Annotated in this window: 16 protein-coding genes; 10 read left to right on the top strand and 6 right to left on the bottom strand. The window is 72.1% G+C overall.

Translation table 11 applies throughout. The annotated features are described in order from the left end of the window. Nucleotides 1-20: 20 nt before the first annotated feature. The 4 genes from atpA (at nucleotide 21) to AC5R91_RS24425 (ending at nucleotide 4,588) form a co-directional block, all read left to right on the top strand. Nucleotides 21-1,679, top strand: a complete 1,659-nt coding sequence (gene atpA / locus AC5R91_RS24410; protein ID WP_495393639.1) for a F0F1 ATP synthase subunit alpha — start codon at nucleotides 21-23, stop codon at nucleotides 1,677-1,679. 3 nt (nucleotides 1,680-1,682) lie between these two features. Next, on the top strand, nucleotides 1,683-2,579 hold the full coding sequence (locus AC5R91_RS24415; RefSeq protein ID WP_495393640.1) for a F0F1 ATP synthase subunit gamma: 897 nt from the start codon (nucleotides 1,683-1,685) through the stop codon (nucleotides 2,577-2,579). A 312-nt stretch (nucleotides 2,580-2,891) separates the two neighbouring features. Next, a complete protein-coding gene (gene atpD, locus AC5R91_RS24420) occupies nucleotides 2,892-4,331 on the top strand; it encodes a F0F1 ATP synthase subunit beta (RefSeq protein WP_041939784.1) in 1,440 nt (479 codons plus the stop codon). After that, entirely contained in the window at nucleotides 4,331-4,588 is a 258-nt protein-coding gene (locus AC5R91_RS24425) for a F0F1 ATP synthase subunit epsilon (RefSeq protein WP_495393641.1), read from the top strand. The genes atpD and AC5R91_RS24425 overlap by 1 nt, the downstream gene beginning before the upstream one ends. 140 nt (nucleotides 4,589-4,728) lie before the next feature. On the opposite strand, the gene AC5R91_RS24430 is transcribed toward AC5R91_RS24425, so the two are convergent. From AC5R91_RS24430 to AC5R91_RS24450, 5 genes are all read right to left on the bottom strand, one after another. Next, nucleotides 4,729-5,070: a type II toxin-antitoxin system PemK/MazF family toxin gene (locus tag AC5R91_RS24430; protein ID WP_495393642.1), complete on the bottom strand. Its 342-nt coding sequence runs from the start codon at nucleotides 5,068-5,070 to the stop codon at nucleotides 4,729-4,731. Then, entirely contained in the window at nucleotides 5,067-5,288 is a 222-nt protein-coding gene (locus AC5R91_RS24435) for a hypothetical protein (protein ID WP_495393643.1), read from the bottom strand. Before AC5R91_RS24435 ends, AC5R91_RS24430 begins: the two co-directional genes overlap by 4 nt. Nucleotides 5,289-5,380: 92 nt before the next feature. Further along, nucleotides 5,381-5,953 (bottom strand): cob(I)yrinic acid a,c-diamide adenosyltransferase, encoded by a 573-nt coding sequence (locus AC5R91_RS24440; RefSeq protein ID WP_495393644.1) that lies wholly within the window; start codon nucleotides 5,951-5,953, stop codon nucleotides 5,381-5,383. Between the two features lie 126 nt (nucleotides 5,954-6,079). Further along, nucleotides 6,080-6,823, bottom strand: a complete 744-nt coding sequence (locus AC5R91_RS24445; RefSeq protein WP_495393645.1) for a protein phosphatase 2C domain-containing protein — start codon at nucleotides 6,821-6,823, stop codon at nucleotides 6,080-6,082. 94 nt (nucleotides 6,824-6,917) lie between these two features. After that, the gene (locus tag AC5R91_RS24450) at nucleotides 6,918-7,907 is read right to left on the bottom strand and encodes a hypothetical protein (RefSeq protein WP_495393646.1); all 990 of its coding nucleotides are present in this window, start codon (nucleotides 7,905-7,907) and stop codon (nucleotides 6,918-6,920) included. 35 nt (nucleotides 7,908-7,942) lie between these two features. Between AC5R91_RS24450 and AC5R91_RS24455 the strand changes: the two genes are divergently transcribed. Together AC5R91_RS24455 and murA are read left to right on the top strand one after the other, a co-directional pair. Next, nucleotides 7,943-8,098, top strand: a complete 156-nt coding sequence (locus tag AC5R91_RS24455) for an NUDIX domain-containing protein (protein ID WP_495393647.1) — start codon at nucleotides 7,943-7,945, stop codon at nucleotides 8,096-8,098. 159 nt (nucleotides 8,099-8,257) lie between these two features. Further along, on the top strand, nucleotides 8,258-9,517 hold the full coding sequence (gene murA, locus AC5R91_RS24460; protein WP_495393648.1) for a UDP-N-acetylglucosamine 1-carboxyvinyltransferase: 1,260 nt from the start codon (nucleotides 8,258-8,260) through the stop codon (nucleotides 9,515-9,517). An 80-nt stretch (nucleotides 9,518-9,597) separates the two neighbouring features. On the opposite strand, the gene AC5R91_RS24465 is transcribed toward murA, so the two are convergent. Continuing rightward, nucleotides 9,598-9,981, bottom strand: coding sequence for a hypothetical protein (locus AC5R91_RS24465; RefSeq protein WP_495393649.1), 384 nt, complete (start codon nucleotides 9,979-9,981; stop codon nucleotides 9,598-9,600). Between the two features lie 381 nt (nucleotides 9,982-10,362). Between AC5R91_RS24465 and AC5R91_RS24470 the strand changes: the two genes are divergently transcribed. From AC5R91_RS24470 to AC5R91_RS24485, 4 genes are all read left to right on the top strand, one after another. Beyond that, the gene (locus AC5R91_RS24470; RefSeq protein WP_495393650.1) at nucleotides 10,363-10,728 is read left to right on the top strand and encodes an STAS domain-containing protein; all 366 of its coding nucleotides are present in this window, start codon (nucleotides 10,363-10,365) and stop codon (nucleotides 10,726-10,728) included. A gap of 224 nt (nucleotides 10,729-10,952) precedes the next feature. Then, complete coding sequence (locus AC5R91_RS24475; RefSeq protein WP_495393651.1) at nucleotides 10,953-11,558, top strand: hypothetical protein; 606 nt, start codon at nucleotides 10,953-10,955, stop codon at nucleotides 11,556-11,558. 250 nt (nucleotides 11,559-11,808) lie between these two features. Beyond that, nucleotides 11,809-13,992 carry a protein meaA gene (locus tag AC5R91_RS24480; RefSeq protein ID WP_495393652.1) on the top strand — a complete coding sequence of 728 codons (2,184 nt, stop codon included), beginning with the start codon at nucleotides 11,809-11,811 and terminating at the stop codon, nucleotides 13,990-13,992. Beyond that, a complete protein-coding gene (locus tag AC5R91_RS24485; protein WP_495393653.1) occupies nucleotides 13,973-14,539 on the top strand; it encodes an HD domain-containing protein in 567 nt (188 codons plus the stop codon). The genes AC5R91_RS24480 and AC5R91_RS24485 overlap by 20 nt, the downstream gene beginning before the upstream one ends. Nucleotides 14,540-14,566 lie beyond the last annotated feature (27 nt).

Here is a 14,566-nt window from a genome sequence, read left to right on the forward strand (position 1 = left end):
AACGACGAAGGACGTAAGCGATGACTGAGCTCTCCATCCGGCCGGAGGAGATCCGCGACGCCCTACGGGAGTACGTCGACTCCTTCCAGGCCACCTCCGCCGGCCGGGAGGAGGTCGGCCGGGTCGTCGTCACCGGTGACGGCATCGCCCGGGTCGAGGGTCTCCCGCACACGATGACCAACGAGCTGCTGGAGTTCTCCGGCGGCGTGCTGGGCCTCGCGCTGAACCTCGAGATCGGCGAGATCGGCACCGTCATCCTGGGGGAGGCCGAGCACATCGAGGAGGGGCAGGAGGTCCGCCGCACCGGCGAGATCCTCGCTGTCCCCGTCGGCGACGGCTTCCTCGGGCGGGTCGTCGACCCGCTCGGCCGGCCGATCGACGGTCTCGGCGAGATCCAGGCCGAGGGCACCCGGGCCCTCGAACTGCAGGCGCCGACGGTCGTCCAGCGCCAGCCGGTCAAGGAGCCGCTGCAGACGGGCATCAAGGCGATCGACGCCATGACCGCCATCGGCCGCGGCCAGCGCCAGCTCATCATCGGCGACCGGCAGACCGGCAAGACGACGGTGGCCATCGACACGATCATCAACCAGCGGGACAACTGGGCCTCCGGCGATCCGTCGAAGCAGGTCAAGTGCGTCTACGTGGCGATCGGCCAGAAGAAGTCGACCATCCGCGAGGTCGTGAACACCCTGGAGGAGGCCGGCGCGCTGGCCTACACCACGATCGTCGCCGCCCCCGCCGACGAGCCGGCCGGCTTCAAGTACATCGCGCCGTACGCGGGTTCCGCGATCGCCCAGCACTGGATGTACAACGGTCAGCACGCGCTGATCGTCTTCGACGACCTGTCCAAGCAGGCCGAGGCATACCGGGCGATCTCGCTGCTGCTGCGCCGTCCGCCGGGCCGCGAGGCGTACCCCGGCGACGTGTTCTACTTGCACTCCCGCCTGCTGGAGCGCTGCGCGAAGCTCTCCGACGAGCTCGGCGGCGGGTCGCTGACGGGGCTGCCGATCATCGAGACGAAGGCCAGCGACATCTCGGCCTACATCCCGACGAACGTCATCTCGATCACCGACGGCCAGATCTTCCTGGAGTCGGACCTGTTCAACCAGGGCGTCCGCCCCGCCATCAACGTCGGCACCTCGGTGTCCCGCGTCGGCGGCAGCGCGCAGACCAAGGCGATGAAGTCCGTCGCCGGCCGGCTGCGCCTGGACCTCGCCCAGTACCGCGAGCTGGAGGCGTTCTCCGCGTTCGGCTCCGACCTGGACAAGGCCTCGCGTGACCAGCTCGCCCGCGGTGCGCGCCTGGTCGAGCTGCTCAAGCAGCCGCAGAACCAGCCGTACCCGATCGAGCGGCAGGTCGTGTCGATCTGGGCCGGCACCACCGGCAAGGTCGACGACGTGCCGGTGGCCGACGTCCGGCGGTTCGAGTCGGAGTTCCTGGACTACGTCGGCCGCTCCCACCGCGGGGTCTACGACGCCATCCTCGTCTCCGGCAAGCTCGGCGACGACACGATTCAGGAGCTGACCGCGGCGATCGCCGAGTTCAAGAACCAGTTCACGCTGTCCGACGGGCGGCCGCTGGTCAACGAGCCCGCCGCCAGCCCGCTCGACCCCGGTGCGGTCCGCAAGGAGTCCATCCCGGTTCACCGGGCTCCGGCACGCACCGACGACGAGGGCTGATCCGTGGCGGGGCAGCTTCGCGAGTACCGGCGGCGCATCCGCTCGGTGCAGTCGACGAAGAAGATCACCAGGGCGATGGAGCTGATCGCGGCCTCCCGGATCGCCAAGGCTCGGGCGCGGGTCGCCGCGGCCCGCCCCTACGCCGAGGAGATCACCCGGGTGATCGAGGCGGTGGCGTCGCAGACGACGATCAGCCACCCGCTGACCACCGAGCGACCTCAGCCCACCCGGGCCGCGGTCGTGGTGATCACCAGTGACCGCGGGCTGGCCGGCGGCTACAGCTCGAACGCGCTGCGGCGCACCAACGAGCTCATCGAGCTGCTGCGCTCGGAGGGCAAGGAGCCGGAACTGCACGTCATCGGCCGCAAGGGAGTGGGCTACTACCGCTTCCGTGGCCGGGCGATGAGCGGCGAGTACACCGGCTTCTCCGAGCAGCCGTCCTACGCCGACGCCAAGTCGGTCGCGGACGCGCTGATCGCCTCGTTCGTCGCCGCCGCCGAGGACGGCGGGGTCGACGAGATCCACGTCGTCCACACCGAGTACGTCTCCGCCATCGCGCAGAACCCGGTCGCGCGCCGGCTGCTGCCGATGGTGCTGACCGAGACCGATGAGCCGCCGGCCGGCGGTCCGCTGCCCCAGTACGAGTTCGAGCCGTCCGCGGAGGCGGTCCTCGACGCGCTGCTGCCCCGGTACGTCGAAAGCCGCCTGTACGCGGCGATGCTCGAGTCGGCGGCATCGGAGTCGGCGGCGCGGCAGCGGGCGATGAAGTCCGCGACCGACAACGCCGAGGACCTCATCCGCAGCTACTCCCGGCAGGCCAACCGGGCCCGCCAGGACGCGATCACCCAGGAGATCTCCGAGATCGTCGGCGGCGCCAACGCCCTGGCTTCGGCCTCCTGACGTGAACCGGCGGCGCACGGCTGGGCGAGGACATCCCCCATGTCGTCGCGCCGCCGGATCCCTTGGGTGACACTGACAGTGGGGCGTCCTCACGCGGGAGGGCGCATCGTCGAGGTGAGACACCTTCGGGGGACGAGCACCCACCTCACCTCGAGTGCCCGGGCGAGACGACACCGACTGACCACTACGTAGAAGTACGGCGCCGGCGGACGGCGGGCGGGGACGCGCCCACCAGGCCGGCGGCGCCGGAGGTGCCAGAGAACGGCTAGCCCGAGGCTGCGGCGACGGGCAATGAGGGAAACTGAGGACGCCATGACCGTCACCACCAGCTCGCCGGCCACGGCGGAGGGCCGGACCCCGGGGATCGGCCGGGTCGCCCGAGTCATCGGACCGGTCGTCGACGTGGAGTTCGCGCCGGACGAGCTTCCCGAGATCTACCAGGCCCTCGAGGTCGACCGCACGATCGGCGGCGAGACGCTGACGCTGACGCTGGAGGTCGCCCAGCACATCGGCGACAACACGGTGCGCGCTATCTCCATGCAGCAGACCGACGGTCTGGTCCGCGGCGCCGTCGTGCGTGACACCGGCGCCCCGATCTCCGTGCCCGTCGGCGACGCGACCAAGGGCCACGTGTTCAACGTGCTCGGCACCCCGCTCGACGTCGACAAGGTCGACGCCGAGACGCGGTGGTCGATCCACCGGCAGGCGCCGGCGTTCGACCAGCTCGAGTCCAAGACCGAGATGTTCACCACCGGGATCAAGGTCATCGACCTGCTCGCCCCGTACGTGCGCGGCGGGAAGATCGGCCTGTTCGGCGGTGCCGGGGTCGGCAAGACCGTCATCATCCAGGAGATGATCCGCCGCGTCGCCAAGGAGTTCGGTGGCGTGTCGGTGTTCGCCGGAGTCGGCGAGCGCACCCGTGAGGGCAACGACCTGTTCCTGGAGATGACCGAGGCCGGTGTCATCGAGGACACCGCGCTGGTGTTCGGCCAGATGGACGAGCCGCCCGGCACCCGGCTGCGGGTCGCCCTCGGCGCGCTGACCATGGCCGAGTACTTCCGGGACGTCCAGAAGCAGGACGTGCTGCTGTTCATCGACAACATCTTCCGGTTCACCCAGGCCGGCTCCGAGGTGTCGACGCTGCTCGGCCGGATGCCGTCCGCCGTGGGTTACCAGCCGACGCTCGCCGACGAGATGGGTGTGCTCCAGGAGCGCATTACCTCGACCCGCGGCCACTCGATCACCTCGCTGCAGGCCATCTACGTGCCCGCGGACGACCTGACCGACCCGGCCCCGGCGACGACGTTCACCCACCTCGACGCCCAGACGGTGCTCGACCGGTCCATCTCCGACCTGGGCATCTACCCGGCGGTGAGCCCGCTGGACTCGAACTCCCGGATCCTCGACGCCCGCTACCTGGGTCAGGAGCACTACGACACGGCCCGCGAGGTGCAGCGGATCCTGCAGCGCTACAAGGACCTGCAGGACATCATCGCCATCCTCGGCATCGACGAGCTCTCCGAAGAGGACAAGATCCTCGTCAACCGGGCCCGGCGGATCCAGCGGTTCCTGTCGCAGCCGTTCTTCGTCGCGGAGCAGTTCACCAACATCCCCGGCAAGTTCGTCCCGCTCGACGAGACCATCGACTCGTTCAAGCGGCTCTCCCAGGGTGACTACGACCACCTGCCCGAGCAGGCGTTCTTCATGTGCGGTGGCATCGAGGACGCGGAGAAGAACGCGGAGAACCTGTAATGCCGATCCGGGTGGCGATCGTCTCGCCCGAGCAGGAGGTGTGGTCCGGCGACGCCGACATGGTCGTCGCCCGGACCACCGACGGTGATCTCGGCGTCCTGCCCGGCCACGTGCCGCTGCTCGGGGTGCTGGTCCCGGGCGGCATGGTGCGGGTCAAGACCGGCGGGCGGGAGATCTCGGCGCAGGTCGACGGCGGCTTCATCTCCGTCACCCACCAGGGCGTCAGCATCCTGGCCGAGACGGCCACGCTGAGCTGAGTGGTTAGGGCCCGACGGGCTCCGTTCCGGCGTCTGGCCGGGTCGGGTCGGGTCGGGCCTTCGAGGCAGTCACGGGCGCGTTCCCTGCGGGGGACGCGCCCTCGCTCGTTCTCGGGACTCGCCGTCCCGGTCCGTCGCGGTCACATGTCCAGCAGGAACTTCAGCGCCTCGGTCATCCGGAGCAGGTGGTCGGGGCCAACGACGCCGAGGCGGCGGTCGAACCGCTGCTGCGACACCGACTTGACGTCCTCGACCTTGGCGTAGCTCGTCTGGTGCAGGCCCGTGCCGCCGGGCGTGAGCTCGACGTGGGAGGGCAGCCCGCGGCGGGTCCTGGTGACGGGAACAACTATGGACAGGCCCGCGCGGCTGCGGTTGAGCCGATCCGCGGACACGACCACCGCCGGCCGGCGCAGCCCCTGCTCGTGGCCGATCGGTTCACCGAAGTCGACCATCCATACCTCGCCGCGGCGAGGTGAGATCACTCCAGCCCGTCCCGCAGGGTCGGCGACTCGGCCGAGCGCTCGGCCTCGAGGTCGTCCCAGGCGGCCGGGTCGTCGGCGAGTTGGTTGTAACCCTGCTCGAACCCGCGCCAGAACAGCTCGCGCTCGTAGGCCTCGACGGCCTCGTCGATGATGGTCTGCATCTGCTGGCCGGTGGACGCGGCCATGGCCGCGACCCGCTGCCGCGTCCGGTCACTCACGCGCACCGTCGTACTCATGATCGCCAGTCTACAATTGGGTTGACTGGACTGTCGACCCTCCGGTATGTGCCTGGCTCCACCGGGGCGGCCGGTCAGGCGTGCGCTCCCGGCCGCCACAGCACGTCACCCTGCGGGTTCGCCACCCGGGCGAGGATGAACAGCAGGTCCGACAGGCGGTTGAGGTACCGGGCGGGCAGCGGGCCGGTCCGCTCGGGTTCGGCGTCGAGCAGAGCCCAGACGGAGCGTTCCGCGCGGCGGGCCACGGTGCGGGCGGTGTGCAGCAGGGCGGCGCCCGGTGTGCCGCCGGGCAGGATGAACGAGTCGAGCTTCGGCAGGTCGGCGTTGAAGCGGTCACACGCCTCCTCCAGCCGGTCCACGTAGGCCGCGGTGATCCGAAGAGGGGGATAGGCCGGCTCGGCCACGACCGGCGTGCACAGGTCCGCGCCGACGTCGAACAGGTCGTTCTGGACCTGCCCGAGCACCGCCCGAACGTCGTCCGCGAGTCCGCCGAGGGCGAGCGCCACGCCGATCGCCGCGTTCGCCTCGTCGACGTCGGCGTAGGCGGCCAGCCGCGGATCGGTCTTCGCCACCCGGGACATGTCGCCGAGCGCCGTCGTGCCGTCGTCCCCGGTGCGGGTGTAGATCCGGGTGAGGTGTACCGCCATGCTCTCTACTCTAGGGAGCCGCCGCCCGATCTAGGAGCCGCCGCCCGACCGGCGACGGTGTCAGGTCCGAGGCCGGAGCCGGCTTCGGGGTCAGGCCCGGCTTCGGGGTCAGGGACGCCTTCGGGGTCAGAGCCGTGCGTAGAGCATGGTCGCGTCGTCGCTCATCCCGAAGCGGGGGAAGCACGCGCAGCTCGGGTCGGCGCGCTCGGCCGCCCGCAGTCGGTCGAGCAGCTCCGCCTCGCGGCCGGCGGCGACCTCGTCGAGCAGCCCGGCACTGTCGCGGACAAGGCCGAAGGGCAGCAGCGCGCGAGCGTATCCGTCGGACATCGCGACCAACTCCGTCCCCGGCGCCACCGCGAGCCTGGTGACGAAGGCGTGCTCGGCGGCGGCAGGCACGTCCGACAGGACCCAGGAACCCCGCGGGGTGTTGCGCCACCGTCGACGCTCCCGGTTGAGGCTGTGGGCGCGGGCGTAGGCGTCGGCGGCGGCGTCGCCCCGGTCGAGCTCGGCGCGGACCCGGTCGAGCAGCGCCTCCTCCACCCCCGCGAACTGTGGATCAACGAACTCGATCACAGCGGCGCCGGGCTGGCGCAGCAGGACGGGGCTGTCGCCGAGCAGGCAGAGATCGAGCTGGCCGTCGAGGACGCGGGCCAGGCTCAGCGTGGCCGTCGGGAAGCCGCCGGCCCGCAGCCCGGCTCGCCGCCCCTCGGCCCGGACGTGGCCGATGAGGTCTCGCAGCACCGCCCGCAGCGGACGGCCCTCCCACGGCACCCGGACCAGAAACGCGTCGGCCACCGCGCTGAGCCAGGCCGCCGGGGAACGACCGTCCACCTGGACCTCGTCGCCCAGTGGGGTCGCGCCGTCGATCACCCACAGCCCATCCGGACGGCAGCCGGCCGCATCCTCGTTATCCGGCTTGTCCGACCGACTGATGGACCGCAGCACCCGCACCCGTCGGCCCCCATCAGGTCATGAGAAAACCCGTCGCCACGAGTATGACCCCGACGATCGCGGGGGCGAGCCGACGCCAGGGGGACCCGCCGCCGCCCGCCGTGCCGATGAGCAGGACGTGGAAGCCCCAGAAGACCAGCAGCGTGACGCCGCCCGACAGGGTAAGCAACCCGGCGGCCGGGCGTGCCGGCTGGCCGGCCGCGATGTTCGCCGCCGTCGTGATGAAGGCGATCACGGCGGCGAGCAGACCCATGATCTCCAGCACCTGGCTGCGAATCTGTCGCAGCTCGCGCGTCGCCTCCTCCTGTCGGGCGCCGAGCCGTTCGGCCTCCTGGGCGTACTGGATCCGGGACCGGATGAGCTGGTAGTCCCCGATGCGCAGGGCGTACTCGGCGCCGGTCGAGTCCTCGTCCTCGATCGCCCGCGCGATGCTGGCGCGGGCGGCGGTGAACGCGCCCCGCAACGTGGCGATCCTGGCGTGGGTGGCGTGATAGCGGGCGTACCGACCGTCGCTGAGCGCAATGGCCTGACGGACGTGCCGTTCGGCGTCCAGCAGTAGGCGAGGGTCGCTGTCAGGATCACGTTCATGACGGTCCGCGATGACTTCGGCGGCCAAGTGCAGTACACCGGGAACACCCGTCAACCGCTGGACGGCCTCGACGGCAAAGGTCAATGCGGCGTCGAGGTTCGCGGGATCGTCGCCGAGCGCGGCGTAGTACTCGGCCTGCAGATAGAAGAACATCGGGTGCCGCCCGAACTGAGACTGGTAGCGGTCCGTGTTCGCACGGTGTCGGCGATGGTCCTTGCGTCGCCAGGCCCGTGCCTGCAGGCAGTAGAAGGCATTGAACCGGGTCTGCTCGGGCAGGTCGGCGTCCTCGATGATCGCGGTAAGGGCCTCGTCGCCCGCGTCCGGCCCGGCCAGCAACGCTCGAGCGGCGGTGCCGAACCCCGGATCGGTCTCCGGCGGCAGGTCCGCCAACCGCTGACGGAGACTGCCGCTCACCCCGATTTCCGTGGTGCAAAGAGTACGTTCCGCACATGCATTCGGTGAGCGTAGCCGGAGTGACACTCCACGAGAACGGGTCGATTCTGTGCATCCGCCGCAGGGATAACGGGGCCTGGCAGATCCCCGGCGGAGTCCTCGAACGCGGCGAGACCATCCAGGCCGGGCTGTGCCGTGAGGTCGCCGAGTAGAGGGGGAGCCGTTCGTCCGGGCTCATGACGGGGTGTCCGTCGTGAGCCCGGACGGATCGGGATGAGGCAAGCGCGCAGGGTGGTGGGGGTCAATCCGGTGGGTGCCGATGAAGATCTTTGCCGCAGGACCTAGCATCGAGGTCCGTGGAGCGCTTCGTCGTGACAGGCGGCACCCGACTGGCCGGCGAGGTCGCCGTCCCGGGCGCGAAGAACTCGGTTCTCAAACTGATGGCCGCGAGCCTGTTGGCCGCCGGTCGCACGACCCTGACCGCCGTTCCCGACATCCTCGACGTCACGGTGATGTCCGAGGTGCTGGTCGGACTCGGGGCAGTGGTCGAACGCGACGTGGGCAGCGGCCGGCTGACCATCGATGTTCCCGAGACGCCGGGGTTCTCGGCCGACGGGGAGCTCGTGCGGCGGATCCGGGCGTCGGTGGCGGTGCTCGGCCCGCTGGTCGCCCGCTGCGGGGAGGCCCGGGTCGCCCTGCCCGGGGGGGACGCGATCGGCTCGCGGGCGCTCGACATCCACGTCAACGGGCTGGCCAAGCTCGGGGCGCTGGTGGACGTCGAGGGCGGCGCGCTGGTGGCGCGCTGCTCGGGTCGGCTGCAGGGCGCGTCGATCTGGCTGGATTTCCCGAGCGTCGGCGCCACCGAGAACCTCCTCATGGCCGGCGTCCTCGCCAAGGGCACGACCGTGATCGACAACGCCGCGCAGGAACCCGAGATCGCCGACCTCTGCGCGATGCTCACCGCCATGGGCGGGCGCATCGACGGCGCGGGCTCGTCCACCCTGGTGATCGACGGAGTGGACGCGCTGTCCCCGGTCGAGCACCGGACGGTGCCGGACCGCATCGTCGCCGGCACGTACGCGATCGGCGCGCTGATGACCGGCGGCGACGTCATGATCCGGCACGGCCGGGCCGGGCATCTCGGGATCGTGCTGGAGAAGCTGGTGCAGGCCGGCGCGGAGATCGACGTCCGTGACGACGGGTTCCGCGTGGTCGGCCGGGACCGCCCGCGCTCGATCGACGTCGTGACCCTGCCCTACCCGGGGTTCCCCACGGACCTGCTGCCGCAGATCATCGCGCTGGAGGCGATCAGCAGCGGGACGTCGCTGATCACCGAGAACGTCTTCGACAGCCGCTTCGTGTTCTGCCGCGAGCTGCACAAGCTGGGCGCGGACCTGCGCACCGACGGCCATCACGTCATCGTGCGGCCCGCGGACCGGCTGACGGCGGCCCGGGTGATGGCGTCGGACGTGCGGGCCGGCGCGGGCCTGGTGCTCGCCGCCCTCGTCGCCGAGGGCGAGACCGAGGTGACCGACGTGTACCACATTGATCGTGGCTATGCCGGCTTCGTCGAGAACATGACCGCGCTCGGCGCCGACATCCGGCGGGTCTCCGACCGGGCGGTGGCCTGAGCGGTGGCCTGAGCAGCCGTCTCGGGTCGGCTGCCATCCCGGGTCGCCGCCGTCTTGCTGCCGTCCGGGTCCGCGCCGCCTCAGGTCTGCGAGGACAGCCCGCCGGGCGGGGTGGCCAGGGCACGGGCGGCCCGGGTCGCGTCGGCGCCGAAGACGAGCACGTGCCGGCGCTGCCGGGGCCGGGACAGGATGTTGCCGGCGGCGTCGATGTGCAGCGGGGTCATCGCCATCGCCCAGGTGGAGCGGATGCCCTGCCTGCGCAGGGCGGCCCGGGCCCGGATCACCTCGGCCGGCGTGTCGACGACCGCGACGGGGACGAGCAGCCCGAAGTCGTGGCCGAGCACGACCCCGCGGGGCAGCGCCCGCAGCGGGGTGGACGCCCAGCGCGCCATGACCATCAGCAGCCCCACGGTCAGCATCGCCAACGCCGGTTCGACGAAGTACTGCGCCGAGTTCACGGCCACCTGGCACCTCCGAATCGCCGCGCCGCAGCCGGGTCACGGGGGCGCACGGGAGCCCTCGGACGGAGCTTCTCGCCCGTCGACATCCGGCCTCCATGGTCCCAGACGCACGGCGGATCGGCAGGAGTTCCCGCCCCGATCCGTCCTGATCCCGTCGCGGAATCCGACAGAGGAAACATCGCGCCGCGACGGCTGGGATCATCGGGGTAACCGGCCCCGACCCCCCGTGGCCGAGCGACGACGGTTCGGACGAGGTGAGAGGGCGTGAGGCGGTCCGTCATGCGCGGAACCGCACCTGGGTGCTACCCGCGGTCGGCGCGGATAGCTGGTAGCGCCGGCGTCACGGTGAGCGGGGGTGCCGGGCGGCCGGGGACGGGAGACCACATGAACAACGGCGTGAACGTGGTGCACATGTACGGACCGCGCGGGGCGGGCGGCCGCTCCGGGCAGGCGGTGCGGCTGGTGGGCATGGTGGACGTGCGGACGGTGGGCGCGCTGCGGTCCCTGCTGCACGCCGCCATCGACAACGGCAGCGGGCCGCTGCGCGTCGATGTCGCCGGGTTGGAGCTCGGCGACCATGCGGCGCTCGGGGTGCTGCTCGGCGGGGCGCGCCGGGCCAGGGCGGCGGGCCGATCCATGGTGCTCGTCGACGTACCGAGCGCGCTGGGCCGGATGTTCGCCGCGGACCGGCTCGGGCGGCTGCTGCGGTTCGAGGAGTCGACCGAGCTGGTGCACGTCGGGCACGCCTGAGCCGCCTCGCGGCGCCGCCCTCGCGTTCGGCGACCGAGCGAAGCGGACCGAACCTGGGTGGATGCGTACCGTCATCCCGGGCGCGCCCGCGTGCCTGCTGGACGTCCGATGCGGCATGCTTGCCGGGTACCTGCTGATCGGGTACTGCTTTCGGGTCACTGGCCCGGCTGATGGCATGGTGGACGCCGGACGGAGGTCTGCAGGACGTGGAGGTGCCCGCGCGGGTGGATATCGCCAGCGAACGCAGTGCGCGACCCGCGGGGCTTCTCGGCGTGCGTGAGCTGCGGCCGGTCGTCGTGATCGCGGCGTTTGTCGTCGCGGTCCTGATCGGCGTGACCATCGGCTACGCCACCGCCGACCGGGGCTCGGGCGACGGCACGACGGTCAACTCGTCCGGCCAGCCGGCGCCCGAGCTCACCCCCGCCCTGCGCACCGCACCGTGGGACGGCACACGCCAGCCAAACCGGGCGCACCAGATGCGGGTCGACGACGAGCCGAACCCCACCGCACTTCGGCTGGCCCTGTCCTGGACGGTCGCCGAGCAGATCAGGGCCGCGGGCAACAGCACGATCACCGCCGCCCAGGTCATCGTGCCGCAGGGCATGTTCTTCGGCGCCATCGAGGGCGCCGACGCCGCGCACGACGAGTACTGGGCGATCGGCCGCATCCAGGTCCCGAGCATCGCCAACCCGCCCGCCGACCCGCACGTGTGGCGGCGGATCGGCACGGGACCGTGGACGGTCGTCAGGAACGGCCCGGGCGCCTGCACGGCGATTCCCGCGGCCCTCATCCAGGAGTGGAAGGGCCAACCGGCTCCCTGCGCGGGCTGAACCGGAGGCGCCGCAGGCCGGCGCCTGCGCAGGCCGGTGGCTGCGCGGCCGGTGGCGGGTCCGGCCGGGGGTCGGCCGGCACGGGCGGTCGTGCCGCCTGCCGCGCCGACAGGCGGGGCTCGGTGGGTCGGCCTAGTCTCTGACTCGTCGCCCGCGGTCCGCGCGGGCTGAGGCCGGCGTGATGACCCCGCCCGCGCCTGCCGTGGGTCGGTCACCGACCCCGGCGCAGCGCTCCAGGGAGGCGGCGGCGATGACGGACCTGTCAACCCGCTCGGCGAATCCGCACGGCACCCGCACCCCGCAGCCGTCCTCCCGCCCCGGGGCCGGCGCCAACCGCCCCGCCGACGCCGGGGCTCGTCCCGACACCGGGGCTCGCGTCGACGCCGGGCCTCACACCGACGCCGGGCCTCACACCGACGCCGGTGCCGGCGATGGGCGCGGAGCCCGGGATCGGGGCTGGATCATCCGCACCTACGCAGGACATTCCAGCCCCGCCGAGAGCAACGCGCTGTACCGCCGCAACTTCGCGAAGGGCCAGACCGGCCTGTCGGTGGCCTTCGACCTGCCGACCCAGACCGGCTACGACCCGGATCATCCCCTCGCCCGCGGCGAGGTGGGCCGGGTCGGCGTGCCGATCGCGCACCTCGGCGACATGCGCGCTCTGTTCGACGGAATCCCGCTGGCCCGCACCAACACGTCGATGACGATCAACGCCACCGCCATGTGGCTGCTCGCGCTCTACCAGGTCGTCGCGCAGGAGCAGGGCGCCGACCCGGCCGAGCTCACCGGCACCACGCAGAACGACATCATCAAGGAGTACCTCTCGCGTGGGACGTACGTCTTCCCGCCGGGGCCGTCGCTGCGGCTGGTGACCGACCTGATCGCCTACTCGGTGGCGGAGCTGCCGCGGTGGAACCCGATCAACATCTGCAGCTACCACCTGCAGGAGGCCGGGGCGACCCCGGTGCAGGAGCTCGCGTTCACGATGTGCTCGGCGATCGCCGTGCTCGACGCCGTGGCGGCCACGGGGACGATCCCCGCCGCGCGGATGGGGGAGGTGTGCGCCCGGATCTCGTTCTTCGTCAACGCCGGGGAGCGTTTCGTCGAGGAGATGTGCAAGATGCGGGCGTTCGGGGAGCTGTGGGACGACCTGCTGCGCACCCGGTACGGGGTGAGTGACCCCTCCGCGCGCCGGTTCCGCTACGGCGTGCAGGTCAACTCGCTCGGGCTGACCGAGGCCCAGCCGGAGAACAACGTCATCCGGATCGTGTTGGAGACCCTCGGGGTCACCCTGTCGAAGGACGCGCGGTGCCGGGCGCTGCAGCTCCCGGCCTGGAACGAGGCGCTCGGCCTGCCCAGGCCGTGGGACCAGCAGTGGTCCCTGCGCGTCCAGCAGATCCTCGCCCACGAGACCGACCTGCTGGAGTACGAGGACCTGTTCACCGGCTCGCCCGTCGTCGAGGAACGGGTGCGCCGGCTGGTGGCGGACGCGACCGCCGAGATCGACCGGGTCCAGGCGATGGGTGGGGCGGTGGCCGCCGTCGAAAGCGGCTACCTGAAGTCGGCGCTGGTCTCCGCCCAGGCGGGCCGCCGCGCGCGGATCGAGAGTGGCGAGGATGTCGTCGTCGGCGTGAACCGGTTCACCGAGACCGAGCCGAGCCCGTTGCTCGCCGAGCTCGACACGGCGATCCAGTCGGTCGACCCGGCCTTCGAGCCCGCGGCCCGGGAGTCGCTCGCCGCCTGGCGGGCCGGGCGTGATCCGTCCGCCGTCCGGGAGGCGCTGCTCGGGCTGCGCACCGCCGCCGGCACCGAGGTGAACCTCGTGCCCGCGACGCTGGCCTGCGCACGGGCGGGCGTCACCACCGGGGAGTGGGCCGACACCCTGCGGGAGGTGTTCGGCGAATACCGCGCACCGACCGGGGTGAGCGGCGCCGTCGGAGTCGGCGGGGAAGGGGGTGGGGGTGGGACCGGGCTCGAGGAGCTGCGTGCCCTGGTGGCCCGCACGGGCGCGCAGCTCGGGCGGCCGGTGAAGATGCTCGTCGGCAAGCCGGGCCTCGACGGCCACTCCAACGGCGCGGAGCAGATCGCCGTGCGCGCCCGTGACGCCGGCTTCGAGGTCGTCTACCAGGGGATCCGGCTGACCCCCGGGCAGCTCGTGGCCGCCGCCGTCGAGGAGGACGTGCACGTCGTCGGGCTGTCGGTGCTCTCCGGGGCCCACCTGGACCTGGTGCCCGAGGTGCTCGGCGGGCTGCGTGCCGCCGGCGCCGGGGAGATCCCCGTCGTCGTCGGGGGCATCATCCCCCCGGCGGACGCGCGGGAGTTGGCCCGACTCGGCGTGGCCGCGGTGTTCACGCCCCGGGACTATGAGCTCAGCGCCATAATTCGCGGCATCGTGGAGGTCGTACGGTCGAGGCATGCCCTCGACCACCCCTGACGCGGCCGAACCCAGCCGGCCCGGCCCGGCGCCGGGCGGCTCGACCGCCGGTTCGAGCGCCGGTCCGACCCTGGATGACGCCATCGCCCTCGCCACCCGGGCCCACGCCGGCCAGATCGACAAGGGCGGCGAGGAGTACATCGGCCATCCGCTGCGCGTCATGGCGACGGTCGCCCGCACCGCCGAGCCCGCCGGCGTGGACCCGCACACCGCCCAGCTCGCCGCCGTCCTGCACGACGTCGTCGAGGACAGCGACACCACGCTCGCGGACCTCACGGCCGCCGGCTACCCCGCGCCGGTCGTCGCCGCCGTGGACGCCCTGTCGCACCGTCCCGACGAGTCGATGCAGGACTACCTGGCCCGCGTCGCCGCCGACCCGCTCGCCGTCGTCGTCAAGCGAGCGGACATGCAGGACAACTCCGACCCCGTCCGCCTCGGCCGCCTGGCCCCGGACCAGGCCGAACGACTCGCCACCCGCTACGCCGGCCGCCGCGAGCTTCTCGACGACCTCGTCTCCGCCCGCGACATCCGTCCCGGCCGGAGGTGAACACCGGCGGCCACCGGACGGCGGGGC

Source organism: Frankia sp. BMG5.60, from assembly GCF_059428125.1.